At 57.0% G+C, this 17,962-nt stretch carries 10 protein-coding genes; all 10 read right to left on the bottom strand.

Annotated features, from left to right (window positions below):
- Positions 1–2: 2 nt before the first annotated feature.
- Positions 3–1,466, bottom strand: a complete 1,464-nt coding sequence (locus tag QZ177_RS00200; RefSeq protein WP_265070933.1) for a UDP-N-acetylglucosamine-peptide N-acetylglucosaminyltransferase — start codon at positions 1,464–1,466, stop codon at positions 3–5.
- The gene (locus tag QZ177_RS00195) at positions 1,463–6,520 is read right to left on the bottom strand and encodes a hypothetical protein (RefSeq protein ID WP_265070932.1); all 5,058 of its coding nucleotides are present in this window, start codon (positions 6,518–6,520) and stop codon (positions 1,463–1,465) included. The genes QZ177_RS00200 and QZ177_RS00195 overlap by 4 nt, the downstream gene beginning before the upstream one ends.
- Positions 6,489–8,879, bottom strand: coding sequence for a glycosyltransferase (locus QZ177_RS00190; protein ID WP_265070931.1), 2,391 nt, complete (start codon positions 8,877–8,879; stop codon positions 6,489–6,491). The genes QZ177_RS00195 and QZ177_RS00190 overlap by 32 nt, the downstream gene beginning before the upstream one ends.
- Positions 8,876–11,704 carry a glycosyltransferase gene (locus QZ177_RS00185; protein ID WP_294175000.1) on the bottom strand — a complete coding sequence of 943 codons (2,829 nt, stop codon included), beginning with the start codon at positions 11,702–11,704 and terminating at the stop codon, positions 8,876–8,878. The genes QZ177_RS00190 and QZ177_RS00185 overlap by 4 nt, the downstream gene beginning before the upstream one ends.
- Positions 11,670–13,049: a glycosyltransferase family 2 protein gene (locus tag QZ177_RS00180; protein WP_265070929.1), complete on the bottom strand. Its 1,380-nt coding sequence runs from the start codon at positions 13,047–13,049 to the stop codon at positions 11,670–11,672. The genes QZ177_RS00185 and QZ177_RS00180 overlap by 35 nt, the downstream gene beginning before the upstream one ends.
- 129 nt (positions 13,050–13,178) lie before the next feature.
- Positions 13,179–14,483 (bottom strand): flagellin, encoded by a 1,305-nt coding sequence (locus QZ177_RS00175; protein ID WP_265070928.1) that lies wholly within the window; start codon positions 14,481–14,483, stop codon positions 13,179–13,181.
- A 330-nt stretch (positions 14,484–14,813) separates the two neighbouring features.
- Entirely contained in the window at positions 14,814–15,149 is a 336-nt protein-coding gene (locus tag QZ177_RS00170; RefSeq protein ID WP_265070927.1) for a hypothetical protein, read from the bottom strand.
- Complete coding sequence (gene fliS, locus QZ177_RS00165) at positions 15,149–15,598, bottom strand: flagellar export chaperone FliS (RefSeq protein WP_265070926.1); 450 nt, start codon at positions 15,596–15,598, stop codon at positions 15,149–15,151. The genes QZ177_RS00170 and fliS overlap by 1 nt, the downstream gene beginning before the upstream one ends.
- 24 nt (positions 15,599–15,622) lie before the next feature.
- On the bottom strand, positions 15,623–17,335 hold the full coding sequence (gene fliD, locus QZ177_RS00160; RefSeq protein WP_265070925.1) for a flagellar filament capping protein FliD: 1,713 nt from the start codon (positions 17,333–17,335) through the stop codon (positions 15,623–15,625).
- Positions 17,336–17,347: 12 nt separating this feature from the next.
- Positions 17,348–17,875, bottom strand: coding sequence for a flagellar protein FlaG (locus tag QZ177_RS00155; RefSeq protein WP_265070924.1), 528 nt, complete (start codon positions 17,873–17,875; stop codon positions 17,348–17,350).
- Between the last annotated feature and the right edge of the window lie 87 nt (positions 17,876–17,962).

Here is a 17,962-nt window from a genome sequence, read left to right as displayed (position 1 = left end):
CCTCAACGATTCTCCCCATCGAGCCATTCCTTCCAAATCTTCTCATACATCGCCTCGACCTCACGCACATAGCCTCTGCCGTCCATCACGGGGGATCGCTGCATCATGGGACGCAAGTTTCGGTGCAGCGCTGTCAGCAATTCTCTGTCCGAAGCGAGCGCCGCAGCTTTTTCGATATATTCTGTCGGAGTCTGTGCCGCCAGTTCGCCAAGGCCGACATTTTCCAGAAGCGACAATCCGAAGCGTGTGCCATGGCGCGTGCCCGCGAGCGTGATGACGGGCGTTCCCATGTAGAGTGCCTCGCACGTCGTGCCGCCGCCCGTATAGGGAAAGGTATCGAGTGCTATATCCATGTCCATATACTCGTGGATATAGTCAAGCGTCATGGGGCGCACCTCGATCTGATCGGGACGATAGCCGAGAGAAAGTGCCCTTTTGCGCAGGTTCTTAGGCTTCCACGCCTTCAGCACGAGCTTGGAGTCCGGCACACGCATAAGGAGCGTGTGCCAGAGGCGCAGCATATCGTCGGAAACTTTTGCGGAGTTATTGAAGCAGCCGAACACCAGTCGTTCATGCGGCTGCCAGTCAATAGTACTTTTGAACACGGCTTCGAACGGCGTATAGCAGAAGTGTGAATGTGGAAGGCGCAGAAGTTTTTCGGAGAAATACGCATCGCCCTTGCCCTCTGGATCTAGAAAAATATCCGACAGGCAGTAGTCGACCGCCTTGAGCCCCGACGTGCTCATGTAGCCGATTCCCGTGAGCTGCACGGGCGCCGCCTTGTAGCCAAGCGTCGCCAAACCATGTCCGCCGTCCGTATGACCACTGAGATCGAAGAGAATGTCGATCTCATCTGCAGCAATCGCCCGCGCGCGATCCTTCGCCTCAGGCAGGGCGATGCTGCGCCAAATGTTACCGAAGGATCTCATCTGCTCGGCCGCCGCATCGGAATCGTTGCCAAAGTCGTAGCAATAGACCTCGAAACGACTGCGGTCAGCGATGGCGAGCAGCTGCATCATGAAGCAGCTCATGATGTGCGTCTTGAAGTTCGACGAGAGGTAGCCTACACGGATCTTCTCGTGGCGGCGGTGAATCTCTCGCTCGTGATGCAGTTCCTCCTCCGAACGGAAAAACTGATTATAGGTGAAATGGCGTATGGCAAGCTCCTCGTCACCGATCTGCGGCAGATAGTGACAAATCATGAGGTAGTCACTGTAGAGCTTTCTCTGCTGTGCAAGGTACGGCGCAAGGGCGACCGCCTCTTGATAAGCAGCAGCCGCCTTCTCAATGCGGCCAACGAAATGCAGGAAGTAGCCGAGCCTGCCGCAGAGGAAACTCTTCTCGCCGCGTTCAAGCTCTGACGCACGCCTTCTAAGCAGGTATTCTACGCGCTCGATTCCCGCCTCCCATCTCCCCTTGTCCTGCAAAACAGCAAGCTCTCCAGCGATTTTTGAAAAATCTTTCATCCTTCGTCCGACTCCTCCTTCTTTCGTTCGACTGCCGTGCAATAGAAACGTTCCAACTCCTCCATATAGTTCGCAGCCTGCATGACGGGCGAAGCAGCAAGACGCGCCCGAAGCGTCCGGTGCAGCTGATCGAGAAGATCTGCATCATGAGCGAGCGCCGCGGCTTTCTCAATGTATGACCTCGCGTCAGCAGCAGCAAGCTCCGAAACGCCCACGTTCTTCAGCAGTGACAGTCCGAAGCGCGAGCCGCGCCGCCTGCCATAGCGCGTGACGACGGGCACCCCCATGTAGAGCGCGTCACACGTCGTGCCGCCGCCCGGGTATGGGTAGGTGTCGAGCGCGATGTCGACCGTCCTGTATCGCTCCATGTAGTCGCTCGTCGCAGGCTCCAGGTCGACACGCTCAATGTCGATCTTCACCTTTGCCATGCGGCGCAGCACCTCTTCTCGCATCTCTGGCGCAAAAAACTCCTGGCACTTGATGAGCAGACGACTCTTCGGCACGCGCTCCAAGATCTCGCGCCAGCAAAAGAGCATTTCTTCCGTGACCTTGTACCAGTGGTTGAAAACACCGAAAACGATATATCCCTTCACCCTGCATGGTGCACTCGAAGGATTCGGCACATCACTCTTCGCCGTGTAGAGGAACTGGCTCGTCAGGCATACAGGCTCTTCCGTGAAGAACGCGTCGTGTCTTTCCGGCGGGTCAACGATATCGTCCGTGAGGAAGTAATCGACCGAGGAAAGCCCCGTCGTATTGACATAGCCAAGACCCGAAACCTGCACAGGAGCGGGACGATAGCAGAATATGGGGAGTGCGCCGCCCGCGCTGTGCCCTGCAAGATCGACGAGGACATCGATCTCATCGGCACGAATCCTTTCGGCGATCTCCGCATAGGAAAGTCCCGCGACGTCGCGCCATGCCGTCGCGTGCTCCTTTAGGGCAGCGGTGAAGCCGTCCTCCTCCTCTGCGAGCGAATACGCATAGACCTCAAAATGCGTGCTGTCATAGCGTACGAAAAGGCCGTAGATGAAGGAGAACATGACGTGTCGGCGAAAATCGGGCGACACATACCCGATGCGAATTTTGCTGCGTGTCTGTAAAATACGCGCGGCAAGCGGCTCGATCCCTTCGAGAATCCTCTCATAATCCCGATGCGCAGCAAAAAGCGCCTCCCGCCCAATCGCTGTATTGTGCAAAGCAAGCAGATGCGAGCTGTAGGCTGCCGTGCGTGCGCGAAGATCCTCTGTTAAGTCGGCAGCCTCACGATAGGCTGCAGCAGCCTCGTCGGCATGGCCGAGCATGTATGCGGCATGACCATGTGCAAGCGCAAGACGATAGCGGAAGGGGCGCGTCTCGTGCGTCTTTTCCGTCAGCGCAGCCGCCTCTTTCAAACTCGCGAGCGCCGCCTTATGATCGCCCGACAGCTTCTGCGCTTCGGCGAGAAGCTGCAGGATTTCCGGCTCTTCCTCCTGCGTCTTCTCAAGCGCCATTTCAAGATAAAGGCGTGCCCGTGCCACTTGCTGCAGCTGCAGGGCGGCAAAGCCCATGCTCATCAAGAGCCGCCCCGAGGCAGCATGGAGAGCCATAAGACGTGCGGCGACAGGGAGAAAACGCCGCCAATCGCGTGCGTTGAAGGCCGCATCCGTCTCTTTTTCCATCTTGAGCACAAGCGCCTTGCGTACCTCTCCCTCATCTTCTCCAAGCCGATGCGCCCAGATCTTTTCATACGCCGCTTCGAGATGGAGCATGTAGCGCGCGGCGTCCATGAGGGGAGACGCCTCCATGCGCATGCGCAAGGTACGCCGCAGGTCAGCGAGCGCCTGTACATCAGCGGCAAGCGCACATGCTTTCTCCACATATTCGTCCGCCGTATGCGCACAGCAGGCGTCGACAAGGCCAAGATTTGCCAAAATGCTCACGCCGAAGCGTGCGCCATGGCGCACGCCCGTCCGCGTGACAACGGGCACGCCCATGTAGAGTGCGTCGCACGTCGTACCACCGCCCGGGTATGGAAATGTATCGAGCGCGATATCGACCTCGACGTATGCCGCGAGGTACTCTGCCGTATGGCCTTCCATCTTGATGCGTGCGAGGTCGATGCCCGCCGCCTCGATGCGGCGGAGCGCCTCCTGCCTGCCGTCCGCCGCATCGAACGCTGCCGTCTTGAGAAAGAGACGCGAGCGCGGCACGGTGCGGAGAATCTTCGCCCAAAGATGCAGCACCCGGTCTGTGACCTTCGCGAAGTTGTTGAAGCAGCCGAACGTAATATAGCCCTTCTCCCGCGCAGGCAGCGGCGCAATCCGTGAATCTTTCCCCGCGCGGCTCGCACGGTAGCAAAGGTGGCTCTCGGGCAAGCGCAGAAGCTTCTCTGTAAAACAGGCGTCGTTTTCCCCAACGGGATCAGTATGCACGTCCGTCAGGAAGTAGTCAACAGCGGAAAGCCCAGTCGTATCGAAGTAGCCAATACCCGAGATCTGCACGGGTGCAGGACGCAGCGCGAGCACGGGAAGCGCATTGTTTGCGCTGTGCCCCGCGAGGTCAAAGAGGATGTCGATCTCATCGGCGCGAATCCTCTCCGCAATCTTTGCGGGAGTCTCGGCGCCCACATAGCGCCAAGCCGACGCATGAGAAGAAAGCTCCTCTGCCATCGCATTCTCACCTGCAAGCGAGTAGCCAAAAACCTCGAAGCGGACTTTGTCGAAGTGCGTGAAAAAGGCGAAGCTGAAGAGTGCGACGATATGGAACGTGAAGTCGGGCGAAATGTAGCCGACGCGAATCTTCTCGCGCCGCTTCGGCGTTCCCTTCCATCGCGGCGCATCTTTGAAAAGCTCCCCGTAGCGGCGTGCCGCATCGAGCAGGAAGCGCGGCTCGCGCTCGACATAGTGCAGGGCGAAGAGGTAGTTGCTCCATGATGCCGCCCTGTCTTCGAGCGTATCGGCGACATCAAACGCCGCTTTCTCCGCGCACAGAGCTTCTTCAATCTCACCCATACTGCGGCAGATGCGCGCGACGAGGTTGTGCGCGAGCACCTGCTCCCCCCGTGAGAGTGTGCCGAGGGCGAGTGCGCGGCGTGCATCTTCGAGCGCATCACGCCAACGGCCGAGCAGAAATACGGCGCGCGCACGCAAGAGAAATCCAAAGCCATCCGCCTTGTCTGCAAGGTACAGTCCAGCCGCACGCGCGGCATTCTCCCCCTCTTCGGCATCGACGTAAAGCCCTGCCAGAAGCCGCCATACATCGCGCGATGCCCTGCCTGCAGCAAGGAGCGCGTCGGCAGCGGCAAGCGCCTGACGCAAGTCCCCCGCCGCGAAAAAGCGTTTGAGCGCAATGGCGAGCCTCGCCGCTCCTTCGGGCGAAGGCCGCGCCTCAGTCGCATCGTGCGCGGCAAGTGCCGTTTCATAGCCGGCTTCGAGAGCGGCAACGTAAGAAGCGCCGTCCATCAGAGGCGAATTTTCCATCATGGAACGCAGATTCCCGTGCAGGGCGGCAAGAAGCTCCGCCTCCTTCGCCAGCGCCACAGCTTTCTCTACATAGCTTGCCGCATCCGCTGCCGCCAGATCCTCCAACCCGAGATTGGCGAGGATGCTGAAGCCGAAGCGCGCGCCGTGCGAATCTCCCTTGAGCGTGACGACGGGAACACCCATGTAGAGCGCGTCGAACGTCGTGCCGCCGCCGGGATAGGGGAACGGATCGAGAGCGATGTCGACATCATGATACTCATGCAGGTATTCATGGGTATCGGGGCGAAGCTCGACGTGCTCGAGATCGAAGCCAGCCGTCCGCAAGCGTTCGAGCGCGGCAGTGCGTCCCTCCTCACTCGAAAAGGCGGCAGATTTCAAGAGCAGGCGCGAGCTCGGAACGGCTGCAAGGATCTGCACCCACACCGCGAGCACTTCGTCTGAAGCCTTGGCGAAAGCATTGAAACTGCCGAAGGTCACGAATCCCTTCTCCATGCACGGCGCAGTACCCGCAGGCGGCGCATCCGCTGCAGGTGTATAGCAGAGATGTGTATGCTCGAGCACGAGCAGTTTCTCCGTAAAAAACGGCGCTTCCTTGATACCCGCCGGTGCGCCGTCGAGCCATACATCGCCGATCATATAGTCGACCGTGGGAAGCCCCGTCGTCGCGAAGTAGCCGATGCCTGACATCTGCACGGGCGCAGGGCGATGAGCGAGCACAGGAAGCGCCGTGCCGCGCGTATGACCAGCGAGATCTACGAGGACGTCGATGCCGTCCTCGTAGATGCGCCGCGCCGCCTCCTGTGGCGAGAGCGGCGAGATGTTGTGCCATTTGTCGACGAGATGCATGAGGCGGCGGCTCTCCTCGTCCTCAGGACCGTTCTGGTAGCAGTAGACCTCGAAGCGCTCGGCATCGTAATGCGTGAAAAGCGCCTCGGCGAAGCGCAGCACGACATGACGGCGCAAGTCGGGCGAGATATAGCCGATGCGAATCTTGCGCCGCTTCTGTCGAAGGCGGTGGAGGAACGGCGTCACATCGCGGAAAAACTCCGCGTAGGCGCAATGTGCACGATACACTTCTTGCTGCGGCACGCGCAAAAAATGCAGCGCGAAGAGAACATTGCTCCACTCCATCCTGCGAAGCTCGGAAGTCTCTGCCGCAGCCGCCGCCTTTTTGTAAGCGGCAGCAGCCTCTTCTGCCAATCCCATGATACGCGCCGTCTGCCCTAGAAGGTTGCAGACCTTCTCGACATATACCGGTGCGAGTCCTTCCTCGCGCTTCAGGAGCGACGTCAGCGCGTCATATGCCGAGATCAGTTTCCCCTCAGCGAAGAGGATTCGCGCATGGAGGAACGCGCCGTAGACGGACTGCGGCTCCTTCTGCAGAAGCGCCGCAACGAGAGGAGCTGCCCCCGCAAAGTCGCCCGCCTCGATATGGATGCTCGCGGCGGCACCGAGCGCTTCTGCCTCTGCCGACTTATCCTCCGCCAGTTCACGCACAGCGTCCATCGCACCATCGAAGTCGCGTACGGCAAGGCAGTCGCCGATTCTTTCGCGCAGCCTATTTTTTTCCTTTTCCTCTTTGCCTGCCATGCGCACGCCCCTTTTCCTTCAGCTTCGCCAAGATGCGCCGCACGCCGCGCATCGCATCTTCATACTTACGCCAATAATCGCCTGCCGCCGCACGGTCAAAACGATCGCGCTCCGTCAGATACTCGCCGTAAAGAAGCTCCAATGGCTGTATATACTCTTCTTCCGTCGTGATGTATATGCGGCGCTCAAAATACTCCTTGATGAGTCGCAGCCACTCCAAGCGGCTCAAGAGGATGACGGCTTCCTGCTGCCCCTCCTGCGCCGCATGACGCCGATAGCAGCTCAGGGGCTTCTGGAAGAAAACGCAGTCTCCTCCTTCCAAAAGTTCCAGCCACATCGCCACGTCAGAAATTGTCTTGTAGCCGCGGCTCTCGGCGTGCCAATAGTGGTGCTTGAGATCAGCTCGCCGGAAGAGGACAGCCGATGGCTCACCAAGGAAGTTTCTGCAGCCGAGCAGCGTCTCCTTGCCGACGGCCTCGCCCTCGAATACGGAATAATCCGCTTCACTTTCGGGCACTCCCTCCGTACAAGGATTCGGTTGCACCCTGCCCTCCCCATCAATCTGAGCGCGCCTCGAAGTCACTAGTCTCGCCGCAGGATTCTCGCGAAACGCCTGCATCATCTTCTCGACCTTGCCGTCGAGCAGGATGTCGTCGTCCATCAGCCACTGCAGGTACTCACCATTGGCAAGCTGCTCAAACGGCACGAAGTTCTCCTCTTTCGTCTTTGCCGCCTTGTTTCTATGATATTGCAGCCTTGAATCGTTCAGATACTTTTCGACAAGAGCTTCCGTCTCATCGTCCGCGCTGTTGTCGCAAACGATAATCTCAAGATTCTCATACGTCTGCCGCAGGGCGCTTTGGAGCGCAAGCTCAAAGAACTTCGGGCGGTTGTACGTCGGGATCATGATGCTGACGAGAGGCAGCGCCTTCCTGCGCCACTGCTTTCGGTAAGCATCGGCAAGCAGGAGCGAGGCGCCATCCATCTCGGGCAAGATGTGCATCTCGCCCTTCGCCTCGGCGAGCACAGAAGAAAAGCTCTTGAGCCGTGCAGAAAATTCCACCGCTGCGGCATCCATGCGATTCGCCGCCATGTAGAGATATGCTTCATCCTTCTGATCCTGCGGCAAAAATCGCGCATAGTAAAGCACGATCGGCGTCGCCTCCCGTGCGCGTAAAGCCTTCGTAAGAAACAGCGCATCGTGCTCCTTGTCGTAGAGCGTATCGAGGAGTGCGATGACGTCCGCCGCTTCCTGGCCTGCGAGAGCATCGTAAAGGGCGAGGAAAAGCCCCTCGTCATACGGATATTCCCGGAGACCGCGCAGGAAAAGATCGAATGCCTCGTCCGCTCTTCCCTGCATTGCCGCTATCTTTCCAAGAGATGCACAGACAAAGGGAAACATCTGCAGCGAGTTGTCCGATCGAAGCGACGCAGGCGCCTTCTCCTTGAGCTTCATGCCAAGGCGGAACATCTTTTCTGCAAGCAGATAGTCGTGCTCCTCCCACGCCAGGAGTCCATACTCCATGGGAAACTCTGCGAGATCAGGGTACTTCTCCATCGCCTTTTCCAGGACGGCTACGATCTCTTCCTTCGGCCGTTTCTGGGCAAGTAAAGCGCGCGTCAATCCCCAGTACTCAGCACCTTCACGCCCCAGATAGATGATCTTGCTTTCAATCGCTCTGCGTGCATATTCTTCCGCCTTGGCAAAATCGCCCAAGCCATAGTAGCAATCCATATAATGCAGAGCGTCATCCGTCGACTCGCCTTCCGTTTCTTCCTTTTGTCGAAGGAATTCGAGGTTGCGCTCAAGCTTTTTTTGTACGAGATGCTGTGAATAGCCCGTATGGAAAATCACAAGTTCCGGTGTCGCGAACATCTCATGCTCCGCCCTATGAGCATCTACAACATGCTCATGAATCTTGCCCTCGTAGCGAAGGTCGGGGCTATTGCGGAAAATGCGCAGTTGGAAGATCGCTCCCGTAAAGCGGTTTCCCTGATCCTTGTCAATGTTGACGAGCCGGCAGATTACGCCGACGATGGGCTTCGTGCTCTTCTCCACCTCCATGAGGAGCGGGCGCACCTTGGCAATTGTCTGTGGACTGAAATATTCGTCAGCGTCAAGGAAGAGGATCCAGTCGCCCTTCGCCTTTTCCAGCGCACAGTTCTTCGCGGCGGCAAAATCGTTCTGCCACGCATGATGAAAGACGCGTGCGCCCGCCGCCTTCGCCATCTCGACCGTACGGTCGGTCGAGCCAGTATCGACGACAATCATCTCGTCAGCAATCTTCTTCATTGAAGAGAGCCACGTGCCGATATTCTCTTCTTCATTCTTCACGATCACGCAGGCGGAAAGCTTCATGCTCCGACTCCCTTCATCCATGCTTCATAGGCGGCGATATCTTTCGCCGCTGAACCCAAAGCCCGCGCACGCGAAAAACACTCGCGCGCTGCAGGAAAATCTCCCAATTGATAAAAAGCGACGCCTGTGTCATGCCAAAAGGTATCATCTGCTGCTGGAGAATCTGCAGGAATCTCCGCCAAAAGAGCCATAGCGGCTTGCCACTTTTCCGCTGCCAAAAGGAGCGTCGCCGCCTCGCACTTCTTTTCCGGCGTCAGTGCAGAAAGGATACTGACGTATTGCAACAGGACTTCGTTCGGCAGTCTTTGTGCGAGCACGGGAAGGAACGCTCGGCACTCTTCCCAAAGCTCTGCGCTGATCGGCTGCTTCTTAGCAAAGCTGCGCAGGATCTCCTGCAGCTCGGGCAGAAGCGGCTGCATCTCCGATGCATGTACACGCACGGAATCCCCTTTGGCCAGCGCCAGCAGCAGCACGAGGAAGAGTTCTTGCATCACAGCGGCAACGTTCTTCATCGCCACATCCGCCATTTTTTCCCAATCTTGCACCTGCCAAGCGGCGAGGCATGCCGCCTCGGGCAAATATTCACCCGAAAGGTCCGTAAACTCTGCAGCAGCATCAGCAGCGAGCTGCGCCTCTCCCGCAGAAATCGCCCAACGTGCCAGAAAGCGCAGCGCTTCAGGCGTATGCGGGAAGAACTTATACAGTTCCTCACCGCAAGGAACACCCCAGATTCTCCGCCAGAGTCCGAGCGCTTCCTCACTGAATGGGTTGAGGTGCAGAGAGGAAGCGATCGCCTCCCTCGCCTTTTCCTTCTCGCCGAGAGCGAGGCGAATCTCTGCCAGCTCGCGCCAGGCGACGGGAGCCTCCGCAGCAAAGCGCGTGGCCTGTCCTGCGCCATCTTCATGTGTAAAAATATCGAGTGCCTGTTCAAGACAAGCGGCAGCATCCCTGAGTCTTCCTGACGAAAAGAGAATCCTGCCTTTTTCCGCATGAAAATCGGGCAGACTTGGAAATTTCTCCGCCGCTTTTTCTGCCAGGGAAAGCATATCCTGAGCCGACATTCGGCATTCGCGCATCGCGCGCAGCGCCGTTCGATACAAATCGCTGTCACTGCCGATGGAATTCGCTGAAGAATCGAGTGCCGCCAGAGCATAGTACAGCGCCTTCCTCCAATCGCCAAAAGCGATGTAGCAGTCTGCCAAATAACGGTAGTGCCTGTCCTGTTCGCCGTTTTCTTTGATATCGTCCTGCAGCAGGGCAAAATTGCGCTCCATCTTCTTCATCACGCGCCCCGATGAGTAGCCGAGGTGATGGACGGTCAGATGCCTTCTTTCCATTTTGATCTCAAGTTTGCCATCCATCTTGCAAATGGTTTCGTGAATTCGGCCGGCAAAGACAATATCCTTCCTGCGTCGAAAGAGGCGTATGGCTGGAAAACGCTGGATCTCCCTGAGTCGATCATCCTCGTCGAGATTTACGATCGTCAGCATGACTGCCTCAATCTCCGGCTGCTCGACGGAAAGCGATGCAAGATACGGCCGCACCTGCTGCGGTGCAACAAAATACTCATCGGCGTCGAGAAAAGCGACCCATTCTCCCGTTGTATGAGCAAGAGCCGCATTCTTTGCTGCTGCAAAATCATCGCTCCATGGATGATCGTAAACACGCGCCCCCGCCGCCTCCGCGAGTGCCTTCGTATCATCTTCGGATCCCGTATCAACGACGATGCGCTCATCGCTATAAACCGCCGTATTTTCGAGCCAGTGTGGCAAATCATGCGCCTCATCGCGCGCGATGGTGCAGGCTGAAATTTTGAGCGTCTTCTCCCTTTCCGCGATCTTCTGCCAAAGGGCTGTGCGCTCCTTCGCCACGGCGAGCATCGCATCATCAAACTCCATGGCTTCGCCATCTTCCTCATGCTCAGCATAGGCGCGAAAGGCCTGCTGCATCACCTCTGCAGCCTCCGAAAATCTCAAATCGCGTGCGAGATGCTCAGCATATTCGGCATGGAACTCCGGCAGGCTCGGGAAGTCGCGCCGCGCCTTTTCCAGCACACGCGTGCGCTCCTCACCCTCAGGAAGCGTGTAGAGCAGCATGCGATAGCAGCGACTCGCAAAAAGCACGGGGCGAGGGCCGTCTGCGATGTCGAGCCGCGCGTAGTACAGGGCGCGCTCCGTATCACCCACCCCCTCATACGCCTCAGCCAGATAGCGATAGAGATCCTGCGGGCTTTCCGTCTGCTTCAATTCCCGCAGGAGGAGTTTCAAGTTGCGCTCCGCCTTTCCTTTCAAGCGGCTCTCCGTATAGCCCGTATGAAGCAACACCAACATGGCCTCCGGGATGAATGCGAGCCGCAGTTCCGCCCCCTTTCGCTCAATGTGCTCGTGGATACACCCCACATAGCGAATCTCAGGTGAACGCCGGAAAGCACGCACGACGTAGGTGTGATCGATTCGTCGCTCCTTCTCGCCGTCGATATCAAGATTCACGATCTTTACGGCAAGCGCATCATATTCCTTTGCCTCTTCAAGGATGACGCGCAGATTCCCCCGCGTTTCTTCGGAAAAGCGCTCATCTGCATCGAGGAAGACGACCCAGTCCCCTGTCGCATGGGAAAGCGCCTCGTTTCGTGCTGCTGCAAAATCGTCATGCCAAGAACCTCGAAAGAGCTTTGCCTTGGGAATCTTCTCTACGATGCGGCACGTATCATCCTCTGATCCTGTATCGTAGACAACAATCTCATCTACACTCGCTGCGACACTTGCGATGGAAGAGCTTATATTCTTCGCCTCATTTCGTGTAATCCAGCATGCCGATATGCGCATCATCGATCTCCTTTTTCTTCTTCACAATCTCATAGCCGTTCCACTTTTCCTGCAAAGTCTTTGGCAAAAAAGCGAGCATTTCTGCCTTTGCCCGCGGCACACGAGCCGCTGCCACAAGAAGCAAACCACAGCGGCACATCCGTGCCATAGCAGGTGAAGCCGACCGCCTGCCCTGCAGCAAACGCTTCTGCAGCAAGGCAGGAAGCATCATCGTGCTCCCATTCCCTGCAAATTCCTTCATCTGAATCCCACAAATGCGGCACATTTCTTCCAATAGTTCCTTTGCAGAAGGAGGCATCCCTCCATGAAAGCAGCTGCTTTTCAGAAAATTCAAGGCTGCCAAATCATAACGCCCCAGAACGCGATAGATCTGTGCAAGACGTTCATAGGCAATCCCACCGCCCTTATAAAAGTACGGAAACACCTCATCTTCCCGAGCAGCCTCAAAAAGGACGGCTGCTTTCTCCAAATTACAAACTGCCTCCTCCAGTTCTCCCCTACACGAAAGAAGAATGCCTTTTTCCGCATAGAATTCGGGAAGATGAGGAAACTCCGCCTGTGCACAATCCATAAGATCACACATCAAGTCCAAGGGAAGGCTAAGGGATCGCATGGCTTCCAGTGCAACATGATAAAGGCCCCTGCGGGTATCTCGTGGATACGTAGGGAATTCCAACCCCGAAAATGCCATCTCCAAACAGCGTTCGTATTGTCGAAGGTGGTAGAAACAATCCGTAAGTCCGGGATAAAATCGCTCCGCATGACCATTCTTCTCAATGTCCTTGAGCATCAGGGACAGGTTGCGTTCGATTTTTTCCTCAATCATGCCGCCGCGATAACCGTCATGATTGAGTACGAGTCCTTCGGGATAGGAAACTCGCAGACGGCCTTTGCTGCTGTATACATTTTCATGAATCTTTCCATGATAGCGCAGCCATGGTGCATTGCGAAATATGCGCAGACTTCTGTCGCGTGAAAATTCTTTGCCTTGGTCGTCGAGATTCAGGCGCAGAAGCATCATCGCTTCCAGATTGGGAGCGGCGCCGATCTCCGCTTCAATCGTACTGCGCACACCTTGCGGTTCGACAAACCACTCATCTGCATCAAGAAAAACAATCCAATCCCCTGAAGCTGCTTCAACAGCGAAATTTCTCGGAGCGGAGAAATCGTCCTGCCAGGAAAAATCCAATACGCGCGCTCCCAGCGCCTCAGCAATTTCTCTTGTCTTATCCGTCGATCCCGTATCGACCACGACGATTTCATCCACAGCGTCTGCCAGACTCTGCAAGGAGCGGGCGATATTTCGCTCTTCATTTTTCGTGATATAGCAGGCAGATATTTTCATGATGCCCTCCCGATAAGCTCATGTCTTGTTATCGTGATAAGCAGAACGAAACTTAAAACGACAAAGAGCAAAAAAGAACCTCCCCTTCTGGGGAGGTTCTTTTTTGCTCTTTGTGTAATTTTGACGAAATTACTGGAGCAGGCTGAGAACGCCGGAGCTGGACTGGTTCGCCTGAGCGAGCATAGCCTGAGCAGCCTGCATGAGAACGTTGTTCTTCGTGTAGTTCGTCATCGCCTTTGCCATGTCGGCGTCGCGGATGGTGGACTCGGAAGCCTGGACGTTCTCGCTTGCCGTCGTCAAGTTCTGGCTCGTGTAGTTCAAGCGGCTCTGAACAGCGCCGATCGTCGTCTGCTGGTCGAGTGCCTTGCTGATCGCGTTGTCAAGAACGTTGATGGCAGCATTCGCCTTGTCGCGCGTGCTGATGTTCAGCGTGGAGCCGTCCGAACCCTGGAGGCCGAGAGCCTGGGCGCGCATATCGGTCATGCCGACGCGGATCGCCTGGTTGGCACGCGTGCCGATCTGGAAGTTCATCGAGTTGTCCTGCGAGTTATCCTGCGCACGAACCGTCTCGGTGAAAGCGTCGAGGACAGCATTCGCGGACTTGTTGATGTTGCCCTGCGTGTCCGTGATGCTGAACGTGATGCCGCCGATCGAGTTGCCGACACCCGTGCCGCCAGCGTAGATCGAAATTGCACTCTCACCGGAAGCCGTGTAGACCGTATCGCCGGCGACGTTCGTGCCGATGATGGACGTTCCACCAACGGTCGAAGCCATCTTGCCAGCGCCGGAAATCTTGGCGATGATCTCGCTGAACTTGCACTGACCAACCGTGAAGGACGTCGTGACCGTCTTGCCCTGGTTGACGTAGGAAACCGTGATCGTATCCTGCGAATGGATGTTGAGGTTGCGGCCCGTGCGGTCAAGCAGCGCCGTCAGAGCCGAAGCACCCTCCGTCGCCGTGCTCATCGCCTGGTTCGTGAACGTCGTCGTCGTAGCCGTGACCTTCTGGTTGTGCGTGCCGTCGACGAGGTACTTGCCGTTGAACGTGATGTTCGCGTTGTCGTTGATCTGGTCGATGCTCTGGTTGAGCTCCTTCTGGATCGTCGCGCGATCGTCATCCGTGTTCGTATCGTTCGCAGCGTTGATGACCTTCTCCTTGAGGGTCTTGAGGATGTCAACCGTGCTGGAAACAGCGCCCTCAGCAACCTTCATCATGCTGTTGCCGTTCTGCGTGTTCTGGTTGTCCTGATCGAGCGAACGGATCTGGACGCGCATGCGCTCGGAAATCGCATAGCCCGAAGCGTCATCGACAGCGCCGTTGATCTTCATGCCGGACGAAACCTGCTTGAGGCTCGTCGAGAGCGCGCTCTGATTCTTGTTCAACGTGTTCAGCGTGTTGACCGCCATCATGTTGTTCTTAACTACCAATGCCATTTGTCTTTTCCTCCCTGGTTGTTCCTATTTTCTCTTCTGCCGGGCATCCTTGTCCGGCGTTCGAGACGGCTTTGCCGTCCCTGCGCCTTGCGGCGCAAATAAGCAAAACAGGCGTTTTCCGTCTTTGCTGCATGCCGCCGCTAGCTAGCTTCATGCAGCGGGTTGATCGGAGACCCGCCTGACTGCTGACATCTGATGAGCGACAAGTGCTTCTTGCCTTTGCTCAATTAGTTTATCGGTGGGACGCTCTATTTTCTTAAGCGTTTTTTGAAACTTTTTTCCCGCCGGTGAAAATTTATTTTACGGAAGGCTGCACCACCCCGTGCTTCTTCACATTTCTCGATTCACGAGATGACCGCTGGGGTCAAAACCCCTGACCTCATAGTCGCGTACGGTTTCATGCTGCGTGCGCGACTTGTTCAGCCAGACCTTCGTGTTGTAGATGATCTGCATCTCGATGGGCTTGAGCTCTTCGACGAGAGCTCGCCCCTCCTGCGTCACCTTGAAGGCTTCGATGCTGCACTCTTCCATCTGTCCAAATACCTTGGCCCTCTGCGCTTCAAGATCGAGGAAGCGATCGATATCGTCCTCCTTGATGAACTTCAGCATCTCGTGCGAAAGCTCCAGGTACAGCTGCCAAAGCGCTTCGGGCGTGCGCATCTCCATCACGCGCCCTCGGTCGGAGGCGTCGTCGAGATCTCGGGCACGGGCGGCGCCGCGCTTTCCAAGCTCTCGCCCGATTTTTCGGCGCGCGCCTTCTTCATCGCCTGTGCCCAAGCGTCGCGCAGTTCGCGTATGATGCCCGCCGCCTCGTCGATCTTCGCCGTGTCGCTCGCCAGATTACCCTGCACGAGGCAGTCGTAGACGTAGTTGTACAGCGGCAGTAGCTGATGCGAGATCTCATAGTCGAAGTCGAGCGTCACGCGAAATTCCGTGATGATCTTCTCCGCCTTGATGATCGAGTTGTTCGCCGACTCGTAGTCCTTCTTCTCCAGAGCCTCCTTGCCCTCCGACATGAAGCGCAGGGCGCCGTTGTAGAGCATGAGCGTCAGGGCTTCGGGCGTCGCCGTCATGATCTGCTGTCTCTTATATGCTTCCGCTGCTGCATTTACCATTCGTTTTCCCCCTGCCTTCCCCTATCACTTCGCGCCGAAAATCGAGCTGTAGGTGCTGTTCATGCGCTGCAACGCCGATTCCATCGCGTCGTATTTCTTATAGAGCTGTGACTGGAAGTCGTCCAAGAGATTCTTGAAGTCCTTCATCTTCTTTTTCTGCGAGCGTATCAGGTTGCCGAGCGTCGACGCATCGTCCCAATCGGACTTCGTGCCCGCTTCCTTGCTGATCTCCTTGAGGCTGTCCAGAGCGACTTTCGACAGGCGCATCGAAACGCCCGAGTTCTTGAAGTCGTCCTTCTCGTCCAGCGAACCAAAGACGCGGTAGACGGAGTCGGGATCTTCCGCCAGCGCCTTCTTGAGCTTGTCCTCGTCCAGCGACAGATGACCGTGGTTGTTCCCGACCTTCGTCGTGATGCCGAGTGTCGATGCGGAGTTGTACTTCGACTCGGCGGACGCGACGGGCGTCGCGACGGCTTCTCTCATCTTGCTGATGAGCCTGCCGAGGTAGGTGTTGTGGTAGAGAAGCCCGCCCTTCGCCTTTTCGTTCCAGCGCTTGACCTGCTCTTCCGACATGCCCTTTTCCTGATCTTTCGTCAGCGGGTCGTAATCCTTGTCGTGCTGCGTGTTGTATTCTTTCTGCAGCTCGTCCAGGAGCTTGTTGTAGCTCTCGACGAACTTCTTGACCTTGTCGACGACGGCGTCGACGTTCTGCGAAACGGAAACCGTGACGGTCTGTCCCGTCTGCGTCTTGTTGAGGAAGTTGTAGGTGACGCCCCCCGCGACGAGGCGATTCTCATCGACAATGTACTCTCTGCCGTCGACCTTGACCTTGCCTGCTGTGCCGCCGAACTGCTGCTCTGTGCCCTGCACGAAAGAGGGCAGGTTCGTCAAGGTGTTCGTAGACTGATCGAATTTCGCGAGGTGAAGGTTGTTCACGAGCTGTGTCGAACCTTTGTCGAGCGTCTTGACGCTGATGACATTGCTAGCGCCGCCGTTCTTGTTGTAGATGCTGAAAGAACCCGTCGCCGCATCGTAACTCGCGTTGAAATTAGCCTTGTGCGCGACATCCTTCGGCCCTTTCGGCGGACGCTTGGCGTTCTGTATGCTGCTCGCGAGGTCATTCAGCGTCTTCTTGTTTTCCACGAGATCCTTGAACGTATACTTGACGTGGTAGATATCGTCGGCAGATGCCGAACTCTTGTCCGCGAGATCCATATCGATCGCCGTGTCGCCTTCATTGACGACGGCATCCGTACCGTCCGCATAGTAGACGTGATACTGCTGCACGCCGCCGGGGCCGGGCGTCGTCAGCTTATCGATGCGCTTGAAAGCGATGTCGGCAAGCTCGGTCGACAGTGCTTTACTCGGATTATCCGAGGAGCGCGTGATCGGCGCATTTGACACGAAATAGGCGTTCGACGCGAGACTCTCGACCGTGACCGTATGGCTCATGACGGCCGCCGCACCGTTCGCATTGACCGTAACCGTCTTGTCGTCCGAGCTTGACGCGCTCTTCGCCGCCATGTCGGACTGCTGCTTGTATTTCGTAAGCTCGGAGAGGTTGTATGTATTGACCTTGTTGTAAAGCTCGTTGAGCGCGGTCTTCGTGTACTCGTTCGTCATCTCGCGCTTGTACATCTTGTCGTATTGGTTCTGCTTGCCCTTCATGCCCATCTTGACGAGGGATTCTACGTCAAGACCCGAGCCGGAAAGGCCGTAAATTCCGTTTACACCCATAATTCTTCCTCCTTAGGCCGGCTGATCCAGGAACGTGCCCAGCCATTCGCGCGTCTTTTCCATGCCCTTGATCATGTACTCGGGCGGCATCTCCTTGATGAGCTTGCCCGTCTTCTTTTCGAGCATGCGCACGCTCATGACGTCGACTTCCTTGTGGTACTCGAAGGCGATGTTGCAGTTCATGCGGCTCATGATGCGGTTGATCTCCTTCATGAGGTACGTCATCTGCGACTCGTCGACCGGCTTGTCCTTGCCGGCCTTTTCCTTGCGCTCTTGCTCTGCCGCCTCGCTCTTCGTCTTCGCCGCTTCGCTGATCTCCCGCGCCTGCAGCTGCGTGCTCAGATGCTCGTCGACGACGGCGGCGGGCGAAGCCTCGCCGGCAAGGCCGCTCGCCGCGGGGTTTTCCACGCCCGTCGCCGCTGCCTGCTGTCCGCTGTTTGCGGGTGCTGCAGGAGCGGGTGCCGGACTCCCCCCCACGGCAAGATCGGTCATCTGCATGACGGCCGCCGCGCCGAGCGCGTCCTGAATCTTGCTTATCATAGTTTCTCCCTCCATAGATAAAATATATGCAATCCCTTGTTTGCCGAGCGCTTCCTGCGCGGGGCAATACAGGAGCTTCCTGCTCCT

Source organism: uncultured Selenomonas sp. (assembly GCA_905372355.1).
GTDB lineage: Bacteria > Bacillota > Negativicutes > Selenomonadales > Selenomonadaceae > Selenomonas.
This window is presented reverse-complemented; position numbering and strand designations above follow the sequence as displayed.

What these genes read in the sequence shown, in the direction of transcription:
- QZ177_RS00200 (WP_265070933.1), bottom strand. Translation starts at nt 1,466, where the DNA reads ATGAAAGATTTTTCAAAAATCGCTGGAGAGCTTGCTGTTTTGCAGGAC.
- QZ177_RS00195 (WP_265070932.1), bottom strand. Translation starts at nt 6,520, where the DNA reads ATGGCAGGCAAAGAGGAAAAGGAAAAAAATAGGCTGCGCGAAAGAATC.
- QZ177_RS00190 (WP_265070931.1), bottom strand. Translation starts at nt 8,879, where the DNA reads ATGAAGCTTTCCGCCTGCGTGATCGTGAAGAATGAAGAAGAGAATATC.
- QZ177_RS00185 (WP_294175000.1), bottom strand. Translation starts at nt 11,704, where the DNA reads ATGCGCATATCGGCATGCTGGATTACACGAAATGAGGCGAAGAATATA.
- QZ177_RS00180 (WP_265070929.1), bottom strand. Translation starts at nt 13,049, where the DNA reads ATGAAAATATCTGCCTGCTATATCACGAAAAATGAAGAGCGAAATATC.
- QZ177_RS00175 (WP_265070928.1), bottom strand. Translation starts at nt 14,483, where the DNA reads ATGGCATTGGTAGTTAAGAACAACATGATGGCGGTCAACACGCTGAAC.
- QZ177_RS00170 (WP_265070927.1), bottom strand. Translation starts at nt 15,149, where the DNA reads ATGGAGATGCGCACGCCCGAAGCGCTTTGGCAGCTGTACCTGGAGCTT.
- fliS (WP_265070926.1), bottom strand. Translation starts at nt 15,598, where the DNA reads ATGGTAAATGCAGCAGCGGAAGCATATAAGAGACAGCAGATCATGACG.
- fliD (WP_265070925.1), bottom strand. Translation starts at nt 17,335, where the DNA reads ATGGGTGTAAACGGAATTTACGGCCTTTCCGGCTCGGGTCTTGACGTA.
- QZ177_RS00155 (WP_265070924.1), bottom strand. Translation starts at nt 17,875, where the DNA reads ATGATAAGCAAGATTCAGGACGCGCTCGGCGCGGCGGCCGTCATGCAG.